The 16,447-nt window shown below is 64.3% G+C and carries 18 protein-coding genes; 5 read left to right on the forward strand and 13 right to left on the reverse strand.

What is annotated here, in order from left to right:
* Positions 1 to 357 precede the first annotated feature (357 nt).
* A complete protein-coding gene (locus AC1DWU_RS20480; protein WP_477151860.1) occupies positions 358 to 540 on the reverse strand; it encodes a hypothetical protein in 183 nt (60 codons plus the stop codon).
* 690 nt (positions 541 to 1,230) lie between these two features.
* On the opposite strand from AC1DWU_RS20480, the gene AC1DWU_RS20485 reads away from it, so the two are divergent.
* Complete coding sequence (locus AC1DWU_RS20485) at positions 1,231 to 2,058, forward strand: FkbM family methyltransferase (RefSeq protein ID WP_477151975.1); 828 nt, start codon at positions 1,231 to 1,233, stop codon at positions 2,056 to 2,058.
* 330 nt (positions 2,059 to 2,388) lie between these two features.
* On the opposite strand, the gene AC1DWU_RS20490 is transcribed toward AC1DWU_RS20485, so the two are convergent.
* Entirely contained in the window at positions 2,389 to 2,568 is a 180-nt protein-coding gene (locus tag AC1DWU_RS20490) for an SH3 domain-containing protein (protein WP_477151861.1), read from the reverse strand.
* A 1,153-nt stretch (positions 2,569 to 3,721) separates the two neighbouring features.
* On the opposite strand from AC1DWU_RS20490, the gene AC1DWU_RS20495 reads away from it, so the two are divergent.
* The 4 genes from AC1DWU_RS20495 to AC1DWU_RS20510 all read left to right on the forward strand — a co-directional run bounded on the left by AC1DWU_RS20495 (position 3,722) and on the right by AC1DWU_RS20510 (position 5,390).
* Positions 3,722 to 4,189 carry an Hsp20 family protein gene (locus tag AC1DWU_RS20495; RefSeq protein WP_477151862.1) on the forward strand — a complete coding sequence of 156 codons (468 nt, stop codon included), beginning with the start codon at positions 3,722 to 3,724 and terminating at the stop codon, positions 4,187 to 4,189.
* A 67-nt stretch (positions 4,190 to 4,256) separates the two neighbouring features.
* On the forward strand, positions 4,257 to 4,463 hold the full coding sequence (locus tag AC1DWU_RS20500; RefSeq protein ID WP_477151863.1) for a hypothetical protein: 207 nt from the start codon (positions 4,257 to 4,259) through the stop codon (positions 4,461 to 4,463).
* Between the two features lie 372 nt (positions 4,464 to 4,835).
* Positions 4,836 to 4,988, forward strand: coding sequence for a hypothetical protein (locus AC1DWU_RS20505; RefSeq protein ID WP_477151864.1), 153 nt, complete (start codon positions 4,836 to 4,838; stop codon positions 4,986 to 4,988).
* Positions 4,989 to 5,390: a LysR family transcriptional regulator gene (locus AC1DWU_RS20510; protein WP_477151865.1), complete on the forward strand. Its 402-nt coding sequence runs from the start codon at positions 4,989 to 4,991 to the stop codon at positions 5,388 to 5,390.
* Between the two features lie 161 nt (positions 5,391 to 5,551).
* Here AC1DWU_RS20510 and AC1DWU_RS20515 read toward each other — a convergent pair whose 3' ends face one another.
* The 11 genes from AC1DWU_RS20515 to AC1DWU_RS20565 form a co-directional block, all read right to left on the reverse strand.
* Positions 5,552 to 6,382, reverse strand: coding sequence for an urease accessory protein UreD (locus tag AC1DWU_RS20515; RefSeq protein ID WP_477151866.1), 831 nt, complete (start codon positions 6,380 to 6,382; stop codon positions 5,552 to 5,554).
* Entirely contained in the window at positions 6,379 to 7,026 is a 648-nt protein-coding gene (gene ureG, locus AC1DWU_RS20520; RefSeq protein WP_477151867.1) for an urease accessory protein UreG, read from the reverse strand. Before ureG ends, AC1DWU_RS20515 begins: the two co-directional genes overlap by 4 nt.
* A complete protein-coding gene (gene ureC, locus AC1DWU_RS20525) occupies positions 7,023 to 8,720 on the reverse strand; it encodes an urease subunit alpha (RefSeq protein ID WP_477151868.1) in 1,698 nt (565 codons plus the stop codon). The genes ureG and ureC overlap by 4 nt, the downstream gene beginning before the upstream one ends.
* 6 nt (positions 8,721 to 8,726) lie before the next feature.
* Positions 8,727 to 9,422 carry an urease subunit beta gene (gene ureB, locus AC1DWU_RS20530; protein ID WP_477151869.1) on the reverse strand — a complete coding sequence of 232 codons (696 nt, stop codon included), beginning with the start codon at positions 9,420 to 9,422 and terminating at the stop codon, positions 8,727 to 8,729.
* A gap of 14 nt (positions 9,423 to 9,436) precedes the next feature.
* Complete coding sequence (locus tag AC1DWU_RS20535; protein ID WP_477151870.1) at positions 9,437 to 10,114, reverse strand: urease accessory protein UreF; 678 nt, start codon at positions 10,112 to 10,114, stop codon at positions 9,437 to 9,439.
* A complete protein-coding gene (gene ureE, locus AC1DWU_RS20540; RefSeq protein ID WP_477151871.1) occupies positions 10,107 to 10,556 on the reverse strand; it encodes an urease accessory protein UreE in 450 nt (149 codons plus the stop codon). Before ureE ends, AC1DWU_RS20535 begins: the two co-directional genes overlap by 8 nt.
* Positions 10,557 to 10,565: 9 nt before the next feature.
* Complete coding sequence (locus tag AC1DWU_RS20545) at positions 10,566 to 12,254, reverse strand: asparaginase domain-containing protein (RefSeq protein ID WP_477151872.1); 1,689 nt, start codon at positions 12,252 to 12,254, stop codon at positions 10,566 to 10,568.
* The gene (locus AC1DWU_RS20550) at positions 12,251 to 13,201 is read right to left on the reverse strand and encodes an acetamidase/formamidase family protein (RefSeq protein ID WP_477151873.1); all 951 of its coding nucleotides are present in this window, start codon (positions 13,199 to 13,201) and stop codon (positions 12,251 to 12,253) included. Before AC1DWU_RS20550 ends, AC1DWU_RS20545 begins: the two co-directional genes overlap by 4 nt.
* Before the next feature lie 108 nt (positions 13,202 to 13,309).
* Positions 13,310 to 14,209, reverse strand: a complete 900-nt coding sequence (locus tag AC1DWU_RS20555) for a DMT family transporter (protein WP_477151874.1) — start codon at positions 14,207 to 14,209, stop codon at positions 13,310 to 13,312.
* Between the two features lie 31 nt (positions 14,210 to 14,240).
* Entirely contained in the window at positions 14,241 to 15,296 is a 1,056-nt protein-coding gene (locus AC1DWU_RS20560) for an ABC transporter ATP-binding protein (RefSeq protein ID WP_477151976.1), read from the reverse strand.
* 47 nt (positions 15,297 to 15,343) lie between these two features.
* Entirely contained in the window at positions 15,344 to 16,429 is a 1,086-nt protein-coding gene (locus AC1DWU_RS20565) for an ABC transporter ATP-binding protein (RefSeq protein WP_477151875.1), read from the reverse strand.
* Between the last annotated feature and the right edge of the window lie 18 nt (positions 16,430 to 16,447).

Here is a 16,447-nt window from a genome sequence, read left to right on the forward strand (position 1 = left end):
GATCGGCGCGCTATCTTCGATTACGGTACCGACCGACAGACCCGAGAGACGTGCGACTATCTCGACAACCTGAACTGACGCGGTCGACCCGTAGGGGTCAGCACTAGAAGTTCATGATGTGGCGGACGTCCGAGTGCGGGCGCCCGCTATGTCTGTCCAAAGTGCGTCCCCCCAAGCTCGGAACCAAAGTCCGCCATCGGCATTGATGGTGCAATCCGCGAGAGCGTACGATGAGGGCGCCCCCGTCCTCATCCCGCGCAGGGCGATGTCGCCCCCATTCCCCGCGCAAAAAAGGAACCCCGGCCACCCCAAGCGGCCGGGGCTCTTTGTATCGGCTTTGAGTGGGGCATCGAGCGCCTACGTATGCACGCCCAGGCTCCGCCTCTTCGGCTTGTCGCGGGGCTTTGCCGCCAACGCGGACTTAACATTCACCAAGGGAATGCCCAAGATCCGGTGAATCTCTTCAGGGGTCAGGTTCGGCTGCTTGGCCACCAGGGCCCGCACTTGAGAGGCAGCGGACGGCTTGATCGAGATGGTCATGAACTTCCTCCGAAGCTAGGCGCCGCAGGCGATTCAAACTTGCCCGGACCGATGGAGTTCCAGGAAACGAATCAGTGATCGCCAGCCGAGGGCGATGGCGTACTTCGCCACGCCAGCCTTAAAGGTCTGGTTCGAGATAGGTGACGCAATACTCCGCGAACTGGAACTGGATTGGTTGACCGAGCCTAACAGCCCAGTCCCTACGCACACTCTAAAGTCATACTCGCGGTCGCGCCGGTCCCTAAAGCGGCGCGACGTTTTCTTTTGCCGTTCCGTTGCCGTCTACCGTCATGGGCGGCTCGACGACTCACTGGCCGCCTCCTTCACCTCCTGCGGGTCCTCAGCCTCAAGGCGACGTTGGATAGCCGCCTTGGCACCCTGAGCAAACTCCTCGCTCGAATACGGTCCCCACTCGACCTGTTGCCCATCACCATACGTATAGAAGTACCATTTGCCGTCCCGTCTATCGGGGCCGAAAACCCGCTCTGTCATCATCGCCCCCTTTCGGTCCGACAACGCAGCACCGCTTCCGAAGTTCACGCCTCAGTCGATCAAGCAACGGGAGCCGTTGGACTCTCTGATGGACTGGCAAGACCTACCGGCCAGACCCTGCGATTGCACACGGCCGCCGCCAGTCACCCGAGCCGTGATGTCAGCATCTCAGTCGGCGTCGGAGTCGTCTTGCCACGCGTGATCAATACTTCGGTGTGGACGCTCGGGCCGATGGGAGATAAGGAGAGACAAGGTCTACCGGGCTGGGGATTGATCTTGTCGATAAACTCTACTGCCACCTCGCCGCTGAGGGCAATCAAGCGCGCGATACTTCCGTCAGGTCCGAAGATGCGGCGGGTGCCTCTCGGGCTGTTCCAGGGGCTGACGCTGGAGATCGATTTTGCGAAGCAGACGCAACTGTTCCTTGGTTTGTACGAAACCGAGATCGCCCATGCGCTGACGATGTCCGCGGCGGAAGCCGCCTGGATGATAGACATCGGAGCGGGGGTCGGTGAGTTGGCCCTGTGGTTTCTCCGGCGCACGAATGGAACGGTCTACGCCTACGAACCAAGCGGTGCGGCGAGAGATGCCTTTGATCGAAACCGGCATTACAACCGAGAGGGCACCCTCCATCTCTCCGCCGAAGGGATCGGAGACCGGTTCGCCCTCGACGAAGTTCCTGTCGATCGATCACAAAAAGGGCTGGTCAAGATCGATGTGGACGGTGCCGAGATGGAGGTGCTCCGATCCGGAGCCAGGTTACTTGGGTCGCACTGCGCGGACTACGTAATCGAGGTGCATAGCCAACTCCTCGAGGCGGAATGTATCGAGGTGCTGAGTAGCGCAGGATACTCCGCGGCGGTGATCGACAACGCGTGGTGGCGCGTGTTCGTCCCAGAGCGTCGGCCCATCCCCCACAATCGTTGGCTTCACGCGACGCCGTTGGCCGTCCGACCTAAACACATGCCGCTCGGCATCAAACAGAGCTACGATGCGCTACAGCGAGAAAAGGCCCAGCCTTCCTAAGGGAACCCGGGCAAGTCATCCGGGGTTGCGCATAGCATCAAAGGGCGTTTTTTCCCCGGCGAGGCCGAGGTGCCGTTGGGTTCCGGACCGCACTGGCGCAATGTCGGCTAGAAGTGTCGCTCCTTCGCCGAGGTCAACCAGGCGAGACCGGCGATCACCGGCGTCTTCCACTCGATCGTCAGCCCCTGCTCGTCGGTGCGGATTGGCCAGTCGACGACATCCTCGATGTGAGCGGCGGTAGTGTCGAGCGCGCACCGTTGGAGAAACGCACCGTAACATCAAGCTGCCGGCCGCTGCGTACCAAGTTCCCAATAGGGGCGGGGAACTTAGTTATTGGATACTGGCCTGTTTTTCTTCGACCCTACGCAACAACTTGCTGTGAACCCAACCGATCCGATCTCCGCCAACCGTGATCAGTACCCACCCACGGTCCTCCTTGATGACCGTAACCGGTGTCCGCCCTTCAGTGAGAATAGCTGTCGCGCTGTCTTCTTGGGGCGGCCCGGACACGTAAGGACTCGATTGCGACCGTGTGCCTGAGCGTCGATGCCAGCGGCTTGGCCAGCGGACCTGGTTCTTGCGAAAGGGACGCCACCGGCACCGATTTCGCGTCGAGATCGTCGGGCTTGGCCGCGGGCAGTACGGCCACGTAGCTCGGTTTCAGATTTGTGGTCTTGACGGGTGTCGCGGCGGCAATCCTAGCAACCGTGTGTCGGCTGTGAAGCTAGGCCGGTGACGGTCATGACGCCGGAGAGCAGCATGACGGATGCGAAGAGTGCCAAGGACATAAAGGTGCGGGCCATTTTCAGCTCCGATTGTAGTCGGAGCGATGGTCGGCCAGTGGAGGGCACATGTGTATTTGGGGTCAGCCATCGCTCACGGAGAGTCAAACCTGAGCGGACTGCCTGAGTTCCGGATAGCGACTTCAGTCACCATCGGACCGGCCGATGTGACCTTCAGTGCTTGCCAGGCAATGCCGGCCGCTGCGTGTTTATCGCCAGTTGGCGAACTGCCCCACCAGCACGATGCCAAGAGCGATTAGAACGACGATGGCCAGCCAAGCTGCAACCATCCAACCAATGCCGTAACGCCCCCTGAGCACGCGACCCTCCAACATGGGCCCATGGCGCTGAACTCTGCTGGACCCGGAGCATCAGAGCGGAACATTAGCTTGGTTTGCGTTTGGTGCAACGGGCGATGCCGAGGGCATTAATGCACGTTTGCACGCGCCAGCGCCAAGGCCTCGCGGTAACCCCGACATCCATCTAGGGACCCCGGCAGCCAGTCACTCCCGGATCGCCGAAGGAACCCCTGATTCAACTGTCGCCAAACTCCCCCCGGCGCCAACCGGCAATCGATCTCATGGGTCTCCGAAAAGTCTTGAGGGGGTCGGTTCGGACGTCAGATGGTCCGCCGCCTCCTGCAGCGCGGCGACGCGATCACATTCTCAAGGGACGCCACGGCGTCGGCTGGATGGACGCGCGGTTTTCGCGTCCCCGTTGGGCCGGCCGCACGGGCCGAAAAAATCTTGCTCRGCCTCTTGAAGGGCCGGTCTACCCTGCCCAAATCGATTTTCGCTGGTCGCCTAATAGGGGCCGGMAGCCCCGGGGTGAGCCTCGCGGCGCACCCCTCGTATCTATGTTGCTCTAAGGAGAATGTGGCTATGAGAACCTACGACTTCACTCCCTTCTATCGCTCGACCGTCGGGTTCGATCGCTTGTTCGACCTACTCGACAGCGGAACCCGGGCGGACTGGCCCCCGTATGACATCGAGAAGGTCGGCGAGGACCAATACCGGATCACCATGGCGGTCGCCGGCTTCAGTTCCGACGACATCGAGATTACCCAGCAGGGCAGCGACCTGCTGGTGACAGGCCAGAAGGCAGCGAAAAACTCAGATCAGGAGTTCCTGCATCGCGGCCTCGCCARCCGGACGTTCAAGCAGAGCTTTAGCCTGGCCGACCACGTCAGCGTGACCAAGGCCGCACTTGAGAACGGCCTTCTGGTGATCGAGCTGGTCAGGGAGCTGCCCGAGCAGYTGAAGCCCCGGCGCATCGCCATCGGCACAGCCGGCAGCTTCTCTGAACAGGCCCCTCCCGCACAGATTGGTCAGAGCTCMAATCTGAACTAACCATCGGAGACTGAGGCCAGTTGCGCCTCCCGRGCTCTCCCGGGAGGCCATGTGTGGAGGTATGGAGATGAAAAGAGCGTTCTATCCATCGGACGAATACGACAGCGAGCAGGACGAACGTCGCCTCAAAGGCGCTCACTCGAAGTGGCATTGGAAGGGGTGGGCTCACCGCGATGATGATGACGACGACGATCCCCCACTCGCGCCGGCAGCAGCCCGGTTGCCCAAGCCGGTTCCCATCGTTGACGGCGTGGGATTGATGCCGGTCGCATAAGACGATCGAGCGACGAGGCGCTCGGCTTCAGGATGAGCGTTCCGAAAGTCGAGCGCTATCGTGCACGAATTTCTGGGAGGAAGGATACGGGCAAACTATCGAAGTCGTGGAAGACGGCACTCGTTGCTGGGAGCGTCCACGCCGAGCACGTCGTGGTGGTAGCCAACCCTGACCATCAAGAGTCATGTGGCATGGCCGGGCGAACGCGTCCGCGCAAGCATACTGCCATGGCGTTCCGTGCCGATCGAGACCTCATCGACGGCATGTTCCTCGGTATTGACCAGCCGACGCATTCCTTGCGGATGGGCCGCGACGGGCAAGGGGCGCTGCTCGTCGTGCTCGGGCTGAGGTTCGATACCGGCCGGGACAGGGATGCTGCCGCACGCCAATCCGCGCGTGCTGGCGGGCAAGGGTACGTCCAGCCTTGCCTTTCTTGCCTTTCTTGCCAAGTTGCCGCCGAGGCTGCGCGACGATCTCCTGCTCGGCCAGTTCGGCATCAGCAAAGCCATGAAAGGCGGGCGCTGAATGTTCGACTGGAACGACCTGCGGCATCTGCTTGCGGTTGCAAGGCGGGGCTCGACCCTCGCGACCGCCCGTGAGCTTGGCGTGAATCAGTCGACGGTCCACCGCCGCGTTGCCGAACTCGAACCGCAAGTAGGGCTGCGGCTGGTCCATCGACACCCGACAGGCTACCGGCCGACCGAAATGGGTGAGCAACTACTACCGGTGTTCGCCGATGTGGAAGGAAGCGTCGCGAAATTGTGGCGAGCCATTCTTGGCCTCCAACACGAACTCACCGGCACCGTCCGTCTCACTTGCCCGGAGCCGGTACTTTCCGCATCGTCGCTTCCGGCTTCGTCGATCGGAGATGGAGAAGTGGAGCTGGTCCAGGTGCTTCCACCGGTTCAGGAGTTGGCGCGAGCCTAGTACCTCCTGTGTCATCCGGACCAGAGGACGACGCCTCGCAGCGTCTTCGCGCCGCTGGGCTGACCCGTGCTGGCGTCGACGGCGATGGCCCTGCCCCTAGCGCTACGGTTGCGTCGGCCCGCAGGAGTCGCAGCGCACTGAGTCACCCCATGGCTCACTATCTACCCAAAGCTCGGCGCTTGCCCGAGGACGCGAGACCGAAGCGAGGCCAATGCCAGGTCGATACCGGCCCTGAGGCTACGGAGGCTGGAGCTGGCGAAGCGCAGGCCGAGGCCTAACTCGCCGGGGAGCAGGCTGGCAGCAGCGTAGAGGTCGGGGACGCCCGCGAGGTGCCCGGAAAGGTCCAGAGCAATGGGCTCCAGCGCCTCCGCGGGGAGTGACGTCACCACGACCAGCGTGCCGAACGCCGTGTGCCGGCGGGACTGGCGCGACACAAGGCCGGCAATCTGCATGCGGTCGATCATTGCCGGCTCGGCCCCGCTCCGGCGCAGGGTCATGGTCGACTCGAGTGACCGAAAGTTTCGCCCGGCGCCGGTGGGGTCGTGCACGGTAAAGGTATCCGAGACGATCGCGGTGCCGCCAGGTGCGCAATCGAGATCAATCGTCTGGGCCAGGGCCGCATGGGGGAACAGGATACGCGGCTCTGGCAGGTATTGCAGGATGCCACCTTCGGCTACCCGCAGGCTGACTGCTTCGTGAGTCAGCAGACCCGGCGGAGCGCGATGCACCGCGGTCGCGCCCTGAGTCTTGAGATGCACCGCAGCACCGCTGCCGACGCTGACCCGCTGCACCAGCCGGTCCTCGCCATGGATGGCGCCGCTGCTAGTCTGGACGATCGCGGTAAGCTGATGCGCCGGCGCGATATCGAGAAAGAACGTCCGGGTGAGGACGAAGGGCCAGGTGAACAGGCGCCGGTCGAACACTGTTCGTTCGCCCCGGCGGGCAAAGCTCAGGTCCAGTTGCGCGGGTTGTTCGATGACGGTGTGCTTCACGCGCGAAACAGGACGTCGCGCTCGATGAGCGAGACCACCGCGTCGATGCCGTCGCCCTGCCGGCAGTTGGTCATCAGCACCGGGCGGTTGTCGCGCACCGCTAGCGCCTCCTTGTGCATGCGCTCGAGATCTACGCTGACATAAGGCGCGAGGTCGGTCTTATTGATGACGAGAAGATCGGAGCGGATGACCCCGGGCCCGCGCTTCCGCGGAATGTCATCACCGCCGGCGACGTCGATGACGAACATCCAGAAATCGGTCAGATCGCGCGAGAACGTCGAGGCGAGGTTGTCGCCACCGCTTTCCAAAAGGATCAATTCGACCCCGGGAAAGCGCCGCTCGAGTTCGTCGGCGGCCTCGATGTTGAGCGTCGGGTCCTCGCGGATCACCGTGTGCGGGCAGGCGCCTGCCTCGACCGCCGAAACCCGCGCGGGATCGATCAGGCCGGAGCGGCGGACGCGCTCGGCATCTTCAGCCGTGACGAGGTCGTTAGTAATCACCGCGATGTCGATGCCGCGCCCCAGCAGCGCCGGAATCAGCCGCTCGACCATGGCGGTCTTGCCCGAGCCAACCGGGCCGCCGATGCCGACGCGGGCGGCAGCGATGCGTTTGGTGGTGATGGGGGGACGCGCGAGTTGGTTCATCTGAGCATGTACCTGCGCATCAGCGGGACTTTCCTGGCCGGTTCGCACATCAGCAGCTTGCCGTCGGCGCGCACCTCGAAAGTCTGCGGATCGACCTCGATCCAGGGCAGCGCGTCGTTGTGCAGCATGTGCTTCTTGCGCAGGTGCCGGACGGACTTGATCGGCAGGGTGGTCTTGCTCAGCCCCAGCCGGTCGGAGACGCCGGCATCGATCGCGAGCTTCGACATAAAGTTGAAGCTGACCCTTTGCTTGGCGAGACCCAGCCCGCCCCACATCCGCTTCTGCACCTGTGGCTCGGCGAGACCGAGGCTGCCATTGCCATCACCCATAGCCTGCCAGGTGATGGAACCATTCTTCATCACGATCCACGGCTTCACCCCGAACGAGGCACGCGGCCACAGCACCAGGTCGGCAATCTTGCCTACTTCGATCGAGCCGACATGGTCGTCGATGCCGACGGCGATCGCGGGGTTGATGGTGAGTTTGGCGATGTAGCGCTTGACCCGTTCGTTGTCGGCCCGCACCGTAGTCTCCTCCGGCAGGCGCCCGACGCGTTCCTTCATCACCGAGGCCAGCTGCCAGCATTTGGCGACGTTCTCGGCGAGGCGGCCCATGCCCTGGGTGTCGGTGCCGAAGATCGAGATGGCTCCCATATCGTGCAGGAGGTCCTCGGCGGCGACGGTGCCGGCGCGTACGCGCGCCTCGCCGAACAGCAGGTCTTCCGGCGTGTTGTAGTTGAGGTTGTGCGCGATCATCGCCATCGGCAGCCCCTCCTCCATCGCATATTGCGTGTAGGGGTTGGTGGGGTTGGTCGATGACGGGATGACGTTGTCGTAGGAGACGACCTTGAGCAGATCCGGCGCGTGCCCGCCCCCTGCCCCTTCCACGTGATACATGTGGATGGTGCGATCGGCGCAGGCGGCCATCGTGTCTTCGGCGAACAGGAATTCGTTGATGGTATCGGTGTGCAGGTGCACTGCGAAATCGTGGCGGTCGGCGGCGATCAGCGAACCGTCGATCACCGCAGGCGCGGCGCCCCAATCCTCGTGGATCTTGATGGCGGCGGCGCCGGCAGCGACCGATTCCTCGACCGCCTCGGGGCTGGTGCTGCCCCGGCCGAACAGCGCATAGTTGACCGGCGAGCTTTCCATGCCCTGCAACAGCAGGCCGAAGGAGCGGGTGGTGCCGCTGCCCACATCGAGCGGCCCACCGCCGACCAGCGTGGTGGTGCCGCCGGCCAGCGCGTGCTCCGACTGCTCGGGCGAGCCGATATGGGCATGGCTTTCGATGGCGCCGGCGGTGACGATGTAGTTGATGCCGGGGATCTGTTGGGTGGTGCTTCCGACCAGCATGTCGGGAGTGATGCCGGGCATGGTATGCGGGTTGCCGGCCTTGCCGATGCCGACGATCCTGCCGTCGCGGATGCCGATATCGGCCTTGATGATGCCAGTGACCGCATCGATGATGGTGGCGCTGTAGATGACGATATCGAGGATGCCGTCGCTTGACCTGGCGTAAGGGTCGATGCCCTCGCCATCGCGCAGGTTCTTGCCCGCGCCCACCACCAGTTCATGGCCATGAATGGCGTAGTCGTGCTCGATCTCGACCAAGAGTTCGGTGTCGGCGAGCCGGATGACGTCGCCCGTGGTGGGACCATAGAGCCGGGCATAGGCTTCGCGAGAGATCTTGCTCATTGGTGCTCAGGCTCCCTTGTAGCCACGGCTGCGGGCGAGTTCGAAGCCACGCGCCTTGGCGCCCTCCGCCTCAAGCGGACCGTTGACGAGACCGGCCTGGCCCTGGACGACGCGGCCGCCCGCGATGGGAACCAGCCGGACGGATTTGACGACGCCCGGCTCGAAGCGGATGCCCATGCCGGCGGGACGATCAACCTTCATGCCCCAGCTCTGGGAGCGATCGAATTCGAGTTGCTTGTTGGTTTCAAAGAAGTGCGTGTGGCTGCGCACCTGGATGTCGCGGTCGCCGGTATTGATGACGTCGATAGTGACCGAGGGCGCGTCCTCGAACATCTCGATCTCGCCCTCGGGCGAAAAGATCTGGCCTGGGTAGGTGGTCTCCAAGAGCGGCAGTTCGCCCTGGCTGATCGGCTCGAACAGCACCAGCAGCTTCGTGCCCTCGGCGAAGGCGCACTCGATGTAGACCATCGGGATCATCTCGGCGACGCCGGGCTCGACATCGTCGGTGGTCAGCAGCCGGCTCGCCATGTCGCGGATCTCGGCATAGGGCATGTCGCGCCGTGCCGCGAGCATCACCTCATCGGTGAGCAGCGCCACTGCCTCGGGATGGCTCAGGCGAATGCCCAGCGACCGGTTGCGGCGTGCCATCTCCGCGGCGGTGAAGATGGTCAGGCGATCCATTTCGGTGGGCGTCAGGTTCATCTGGGCCTCCGGCTCTAGGTGGCGAACATGCGGACATGCCGCGAGGGGCCGCGGGACACGGCGATATCAATCAGCGGGGTGAAACTGTGGGGGCGCAGGCCGGCAGGCACAGGCTCGGCCAGCAGCTCCGCCAGCGCGCCGCGCGCCGTGCCGAGGCTCGCCTGCGCCTCAAGATGGCCAACGCTGCCGAGCCGCACCGCGGCGCTGACGAGCCCCGTGACCAGCGTCCAGCCTGAAACCAGTTGCGCCGCCTCGCAGCCAAAACCGGCATCGCGGTAGCCGATGGCCTGCGCCACTGGCAAGTGCCCAAGCCGCAGGTCGGTGGTGGCGTACGTGCGGTAGGCGGTGGAAAGCAGTCCACCCAGCCGCGCCGAAACGCCCAGCAGCGCCCGCCCCGCGCGGTGCGAGCCGTCCCGCATCTGCGCCGAAGGTGTCGCTGCTTCGGTGTAGCGGTCAACGCTCGCGAGCCCCTCGAGGTCGGGCGCAAGGTAGGCCTCGACCAGCAATGGCCGATCCATGCTGTTCCAGCGAAACGTCAGGTGCTCGGCGACCAGTTCATCGAGATCTTCGCGGCTAGCGAGGAAGCCGTCCGCAGCCAGTCCCTCGATGCCCCACGAGAATGCGAAACCTCCGGCCGGATAGGCGCTGTCGCCATACTGCAGCAGTGCCAGGGCGGCGGCGGTGTCAAACATCGGCCAGCTCTTCGACCTCGCCGCCATCCAGCAGTGGCAGGACGCGGGCGCGGTAGGTGTGGAGCGGGCCATCGAGTAGCACCGCGAGGCAATCGCCCTCGAACCGGACCCGCCAATGCAGGTTCCCAGCATTCCAGCCGAGCTTCAGCGCCGCGGCCTGGTCGACCGGCTTCAACCGCCAGATCTCTTGCTCGCCGAAGCGGGCGATGATCGCCCGCTCGGGATCGATGTAGAGCAGCGCGCCGTCGGTCAGTTCCTCCTCGCGGTCGAGGCTCACGGCGCAATCGGTGCCCCGGTCGGTCAACAGCCGGAAGCGCTTCCTGCCCGCATCGGAGGGAGGCACGAACAGCAGCTCGATCCCGTCACCGTGCTCGAGCTCATGCAGCAGGCCGGCATAGACCGGGTCCTCAGCTGTGCCGATGATGCCGTGCAGCCGAAGCACCGTGCCCTCCTAGTGGGTGTTGAAGACCTGCTGGTAGGTGGCGAGCCCCGCCTGCAGCGCCGCGATTTCGGCGCCGGTCGGGTTGGCCGGGTCGGCGGCGACCGGCAGGCTGCCGAACTTCATCAGGCACGCCATCAGCAGCAGCCGAGCCTTGGTCGAAGTGAGGTTCATGCCCGAAATGGTCCAGGGATCCGGGTCCGAGAACCCTTCCGGATAGCCGCGGCCAACCCGCGCCACCGGAAGGCCACAAAAGCTAGCCCGGCGCAGCATCGAGGCCCGCAGTTCCGAGGTCGCGGCGCCATACGGCACCAGTCCCTCGATGATGAAGCCACCAAGCCGGCCGCTGCCCAGCTTGTGCTGGATGAGGAAATCGAGATCGGCCTCCGGCGCCGGATCGTCGCCGAAGCTGTCGGCGAAGTAGCCGCCTTCCTTGACGATCGACACCGACGGGATGGCATCGGCGAGGAGCTTGCCCGACGGGTCCTTGATCTTCAGCTCGAACGTCTCGATGCCGGTGCGGCCGGAACGCGTGGCCTTCACCCCGGCCGGCAGCTTGGTGATGTTCACATCCGATGTCCCGGTGTGCCTATAAGCCGGCACGTACATCATGTACGGCGTGCCCATATGGGTCACCTGCCCCAGGATGCCGCCGTGCCCTCCTGTTGCGACGTAGCCGCCAGGGCGTGCATCGACCTTGGCGACTTCGCGTGCGGCAAAGAACTGCTGCTCCTGGATGACCACGGTGCCGGCGCGATTGCCACCCTTGCCGTCCTTCCAGATGCCGCTCTCGATATAGGTGACGCTGTCGACGATGTTGGCCGGGCCGTCATTGCTGATTTGCCCCTGCGGCCGCTGCGCGGCGTTGCAGGCGATCGGCAGGTTGGTGTCGATCAGCAGGTTGAACCAGTAGGCGGTTTCCTCGACCTGCGGCGAGCCCTGCGTCCAGATCGCGCCGTCGTACTTGCCCGACGACATGATCGCCTGGACCTCGTTGGTAATCTTGGCGAGCACCGGGCGTGGCGGTGACTTGGCGAGGTGGAACGGCTTGTAGGCGAAAAAGTCGTGCCCCAGCCGCTCGGCCGGAGTATCGCCATCGCCGATGTCGGCACGCTTGCCATTCGCGAGCCCCTTGGTGAAGCCGCCGGGCGGCATGACGCGGTAGAAATCCACTTCGGCCCGGCCGCCGATCAAGTTGACCTTGCCGTCGGCGCCGATCGAGAACCGGTCGATCTCCTCGAAGCTACGCGAGCCGTCGGGGAAGAACCCCTGCCGGGTGACTTTGCCGCCGGGCTTTGTGGTCTCCTCCTCCCAAGGCGAGCCGTCGGCCTGCAGCGCCATGTACGGCAGCGGATAGAGCCCGTCCTCGGGGCTGAGTTCGATCTCGTAGACCGGCTTGTCCGCCTCCGAGTGCCTCTCCTTCGAGAAGGCGCCATCGGCGCCGACATAGCCGTCCGGCGCATCGTAGAGTTCGGCAGTGTCGGCCTCCAGCGGATGGGCAGAGAACTGCTCGACATAGAGCTTCACCGGCGCCGCCAGACGCTGCGCGCGCAACGGGTCGAACGCGGCGGCGTTGCCCCTGCCGGCGGTGATCGGCGGCAGGCCCTTCCTGGCGCGCGCCTTGTTTGAGGTCACTAGCGGCGGGGTGTTCTGGATGGTGGCCGTCGGGCCGGCCAGGTGGGCGATGCGGATCTTGCTCACTGCAGTCCTCTGGATACGAAGTTCTTCTTGTCCATCATCATGTGCACGCCCTTGGAGCCGTTGACGGTCTGGGTGATGTGGAGGTCACCGGCGAGGCTGCACAGCATGTAGGCGTCGGCATCGGACAGGCCGGATTTCTCGCCGAGCAGCGCGATCATCTCGCGCAGTGCCTTGATGGCGCACTGGTCGAGATCAGGGTCCATGCCCATGGTGATGTGGTGACTCGGGGTCTCGGCACGTGGCCAGGTGAAGCGCAGGTCATCACGGACAATGAACTCGAAGGTACCGCGCAGGGCCGTCTCAATGGCGGTGACGTTGACCTCGCCATCGCCCTGGCAGCCGTGACCGTCGCCGCAGGAGAACAGGCCGCCTTCGACGAATACCGGCAGGTAGAGCGTCGAGCCGGCGATCAGTTCCTTGTTGTCAAGATTGCCGCCGGTAGCCTGCGGGGCGATCGAGCTGATGCGGCCCCAGCCATTGGGTGGTGCCAGCCCCATGACGCCGAAGAATGGCGCCAGCTCGAGTTCTAGCCCCCACGGCATGATGCCGACGTTGCGCTCGAGATCGAGCGGTATGTTGACGTTGCGCGGCACGTCGTAATCGTGCGGAAGCGTGCCCAGCAGCGGCAGGATGATGTTGAATCCCCAATCCTGCAGCAGCGTCACCTCGTGGATGCGCACCTCCAGCACGGTGCCGGGCTTCGCCCCCTCGATGAAGACCGGACCGGTGAGGATGTGCGGCCCCTCCGGACGAAGGCCGGCGTGGATGTCACCGAGTTCTGGTGGAACGTGGAACTGCGATCTGTCGGGCACCACTTCGGGCGTGCCGGTGACCGTATCGATGGTGACGAAGTCACCGCTGTTCACGTGTAGCGCCGGCTTCTGCTTGGCATCGAAATAGCCCCAGTGGCAGGTCTCGACACTCGGTTTGAGATGGTGCGTCGCCATTGATGGTTTCTGACCCCACGCCGGTGTCTCGGGACCGGCTTGCATATCGGACTGTCGCATCGAAAAAGCCAAATAGTCAATATTTCAAATACTGAAATTCGAAATAAGTCAGCTGGCGACCGATGATGCTGCGGCGGCCGCGGCGCGAGCGTTGGCGCGGATGGTGTAGGAGGTCGTGGCGATGACGATGGCCATGCCGACGAGCAGCGTCGGCTCGGGCTGCTCATTGAAGAAGGCGAGCCCGGCCAGCGAGAGGATCACCAGCCGGAGGAAATCCAGCGGCGCGAGACGCGCTGCCTCGGCGTGACGATAGGCGGCGACGAAGGTCCAGTGCCCGAAGGTCGACAGCACGCCGATGGCGCCGAGCAGCAGCCACTCGGTGGGGGTCGGCGTCTGCCAAGTCAGCAGCATCGGCACCAGCAGTACCGGCAGCACGAACAACCCCTGGTAGGTCAGCACCGTGCCAATCGATTCCGAGGCATTGAACACCCTGACGGTGAGGATCGTCGCCGCCGAAACGATCGCTCCCGCGATCGACACGACGATGAAGAACAGGTCACCGCCCTCACGTGGGCTCAGCATCAGCAAAACCCCGCCGAGGCCGATGAACGTCACCAGCCATGTCTTGCTATCGACCCTCTCCTTGAGGAACAGCGCCGCCCCGATGGTGACGAACAGCACCGCGGAAAAGCTGATGGCACTGGCCAGCGCCAGCGGTAGGTAGATGAAACTGGCATAGGTGGCGACGGTCGCTGCGAGCGACAGCCCGGCGCGCCACAACTGCAGCGTGAGATTGCTGGTCCTCAGGATGTGGCGGCTCTCGCGACCTGCCTGCGCCATCACTAGCGCCTGCATGATCAGCTGGCGGACGACCACCAGCGTCACCACCGACACGCCCTGCCCGGCCAGCCGGATCAGCAACAGCAGCGCCGAAAACAGCAGCACCGCCGTCAGCATCAGCAGCGTCCCCTTCTCCGTGGGAGAACGCGCCAGCCACCAGTCGCCCATCGTCCAGGCTCCTCCGCCCAATCGACCAGTCTCAGGCGGGCTCGAGCACCGGCGCGTCGAAGCGCAGCTCGCCGGAACTAAGGCCCAGCCGGATGCAGCGGGCCATGTGGCCACGGCTGTCGCTCAACGGCTCGGGCATGGCGATGGAGCACTCTGGACCGGCATGCTTACAGCGCGGCGCGAAGCTGCAACCGTGGGGCAGCGCCCGCAGGTCCGGCGGCGTGCCGGCGATGGCTTCGAGCGGCGCCCCGCGCACCTGGTCCTTCACCGTCGAAGACAACATGGCCTTGGTGTAGGGGTGCTGCGGATTGAGCAGCACGTCGCGTGCTTCGCCATATTCGATGATCCGGCCGGCATACATCACCGCCACCTTGTCGGCGATCTGCGCCGCGACGCCCAGATCGTGGGTGACGAAGATCATCGACATCCCCATTTCTCGCTGCAGCCGCCGCAGCAGCACCAGCACCTGGATCTGCACCGACGCATCGAGCGCCGTGGTCGGCTCGTCGGCGAGCAGCAGGCTCGGCCGGCAGGAGAGCGCCACCGCGATCATGGCGCGCTGCCTGAGGCCACCGGAAAGCTCGTGCGGATAGGCCTTCAGCCGCCGCTCGGGCGAGGGCACGCGCACCAGCTCGAGCAGTTCGAACGCCCGCTTCCACGCCGCATCGCGGTCGACCTTTTCGTGCCGCATCACCGTCTCGGCGATCTGGTCGCCGATGGTGTAGAGTGGGTCGAGCGCCGTCATCGGTTCCTGGAAGATCATCGACACGGTCGAGCCGCGCAGTTCCTGCATCACCTTGTCGGTGACAGTAGTGATCTCGTGCTCACCGATCTTCATCGAGCCTTCGATGACGGTGCGCTTCTTGGGATGCAGCCGCAGCAGCGAGCGCATCATCACCGACTTGCCGGAGCCAGACTCGCCGATGACGCAGAGCACCTTGCCGCGCTCGAGGTCGAAGGAAACGCCGTTGACCGCCTTCACCGTCGCCTCGCGGCTGACGAAGCGGACCTTCAGGTCCCTCACCTGCACGTAGGGTTCAGCTCCCGTGCTGATCGGTTCGGCGAGGGTCGGGTGGGAGAATTTCATGTCGTTCATCTTTCGCCTCTTCGTTCAGGCACGCATCAGTTGAAGTATCAATTAAAAGGCGTGCCGGCTGGTGCACGGCTGTGCCCGGAACCGGCATGCACCATGTGGCAGGCGGCGAGATGCCGGCTGGGGTCCGATTTCAGCGCATTGCCCAGTGCAGGCGCCTTGGACATGCAGACGTCCTCGACATAGGGGCAGCGGGTGTGGAAGCGGCAGCCGGCCGGCGGGTTGACCGGGTTGGGCGGATCGCCTGCGAGCGGCGCGGCCTCGACCCGCTCGTCGGGGTCCATGCTCAGCCGGCACTCCAGCAGCGCCTTGGTGTAGGGGTGCTTGGGGTTGTCATAGATCTTTTCGACCGGCCCGATCTCGACCACCTGCCCCAGATACATCACCAGCACCCGGTCCGAGATGTAGCGGACTACGTGCAGGTCGTGGGAGATGAAGATGTAGGTGAGGTTGAGCTGTTCCTTGAGCTCGCCGAGCAGGTTCAGCACCTGCGCCTCGACCGATTTGTCGAGCGCCGACACCGCCTCGTCGAGGATCAGCAGCCGCGGATCGAGCGCCAGCGCCCGGGCGATGTTGACGCGCTGCTTCTGGCCGCCCGACAACTCGTGCGGATAGCGCTGGCCAAAGCGATCGGCCTTGAGCCCAACCTTCTCGAGCAGCGCCCGGGCCTGTTCCTTGGAGGACTTGGTGGTGGCGCCCTGCACCTTGGGGCCATAGGCGATCGAGGATTCGATCGGCAGCCGCGGATTGAGCGACGAATAGCTATCCTGGAACACCATCTGCAGCGAGCGGCGCAGCCCGTCGAGCGCCATGCCGGTCTTCTCACCCACCGTGTCGCCGTCGAGGATCAGGTGTCCCTCGTCCTTTTCGAGCAAGTACATCAGCAGCCGCGCCAGCGTGGACTTGCCGCATCCGCTCTCGCCGACGATGCCGAGTGTCTCGCCCTTCAGCACGTAGAACGAGATGTCGTCGACCGCCTTCACCTCGGCGACCTTGCGGTTGAGCAGGCCCGCGCGGATCGGGAAGTACTTCTTGATGTTCTCAACGATCAGCATCGGCTGGGCCGGGCCGCCGCGATCGCGGGGGTCGGCAGCCGGTGTATCGGAAGCTTCGATCAGGTCGGTCATTGCGGGGCTTCCTTTCGA

The sequence above is a fragment of the Devosia sp. P2_G7 genome (genome assembly GCF_056403495.1).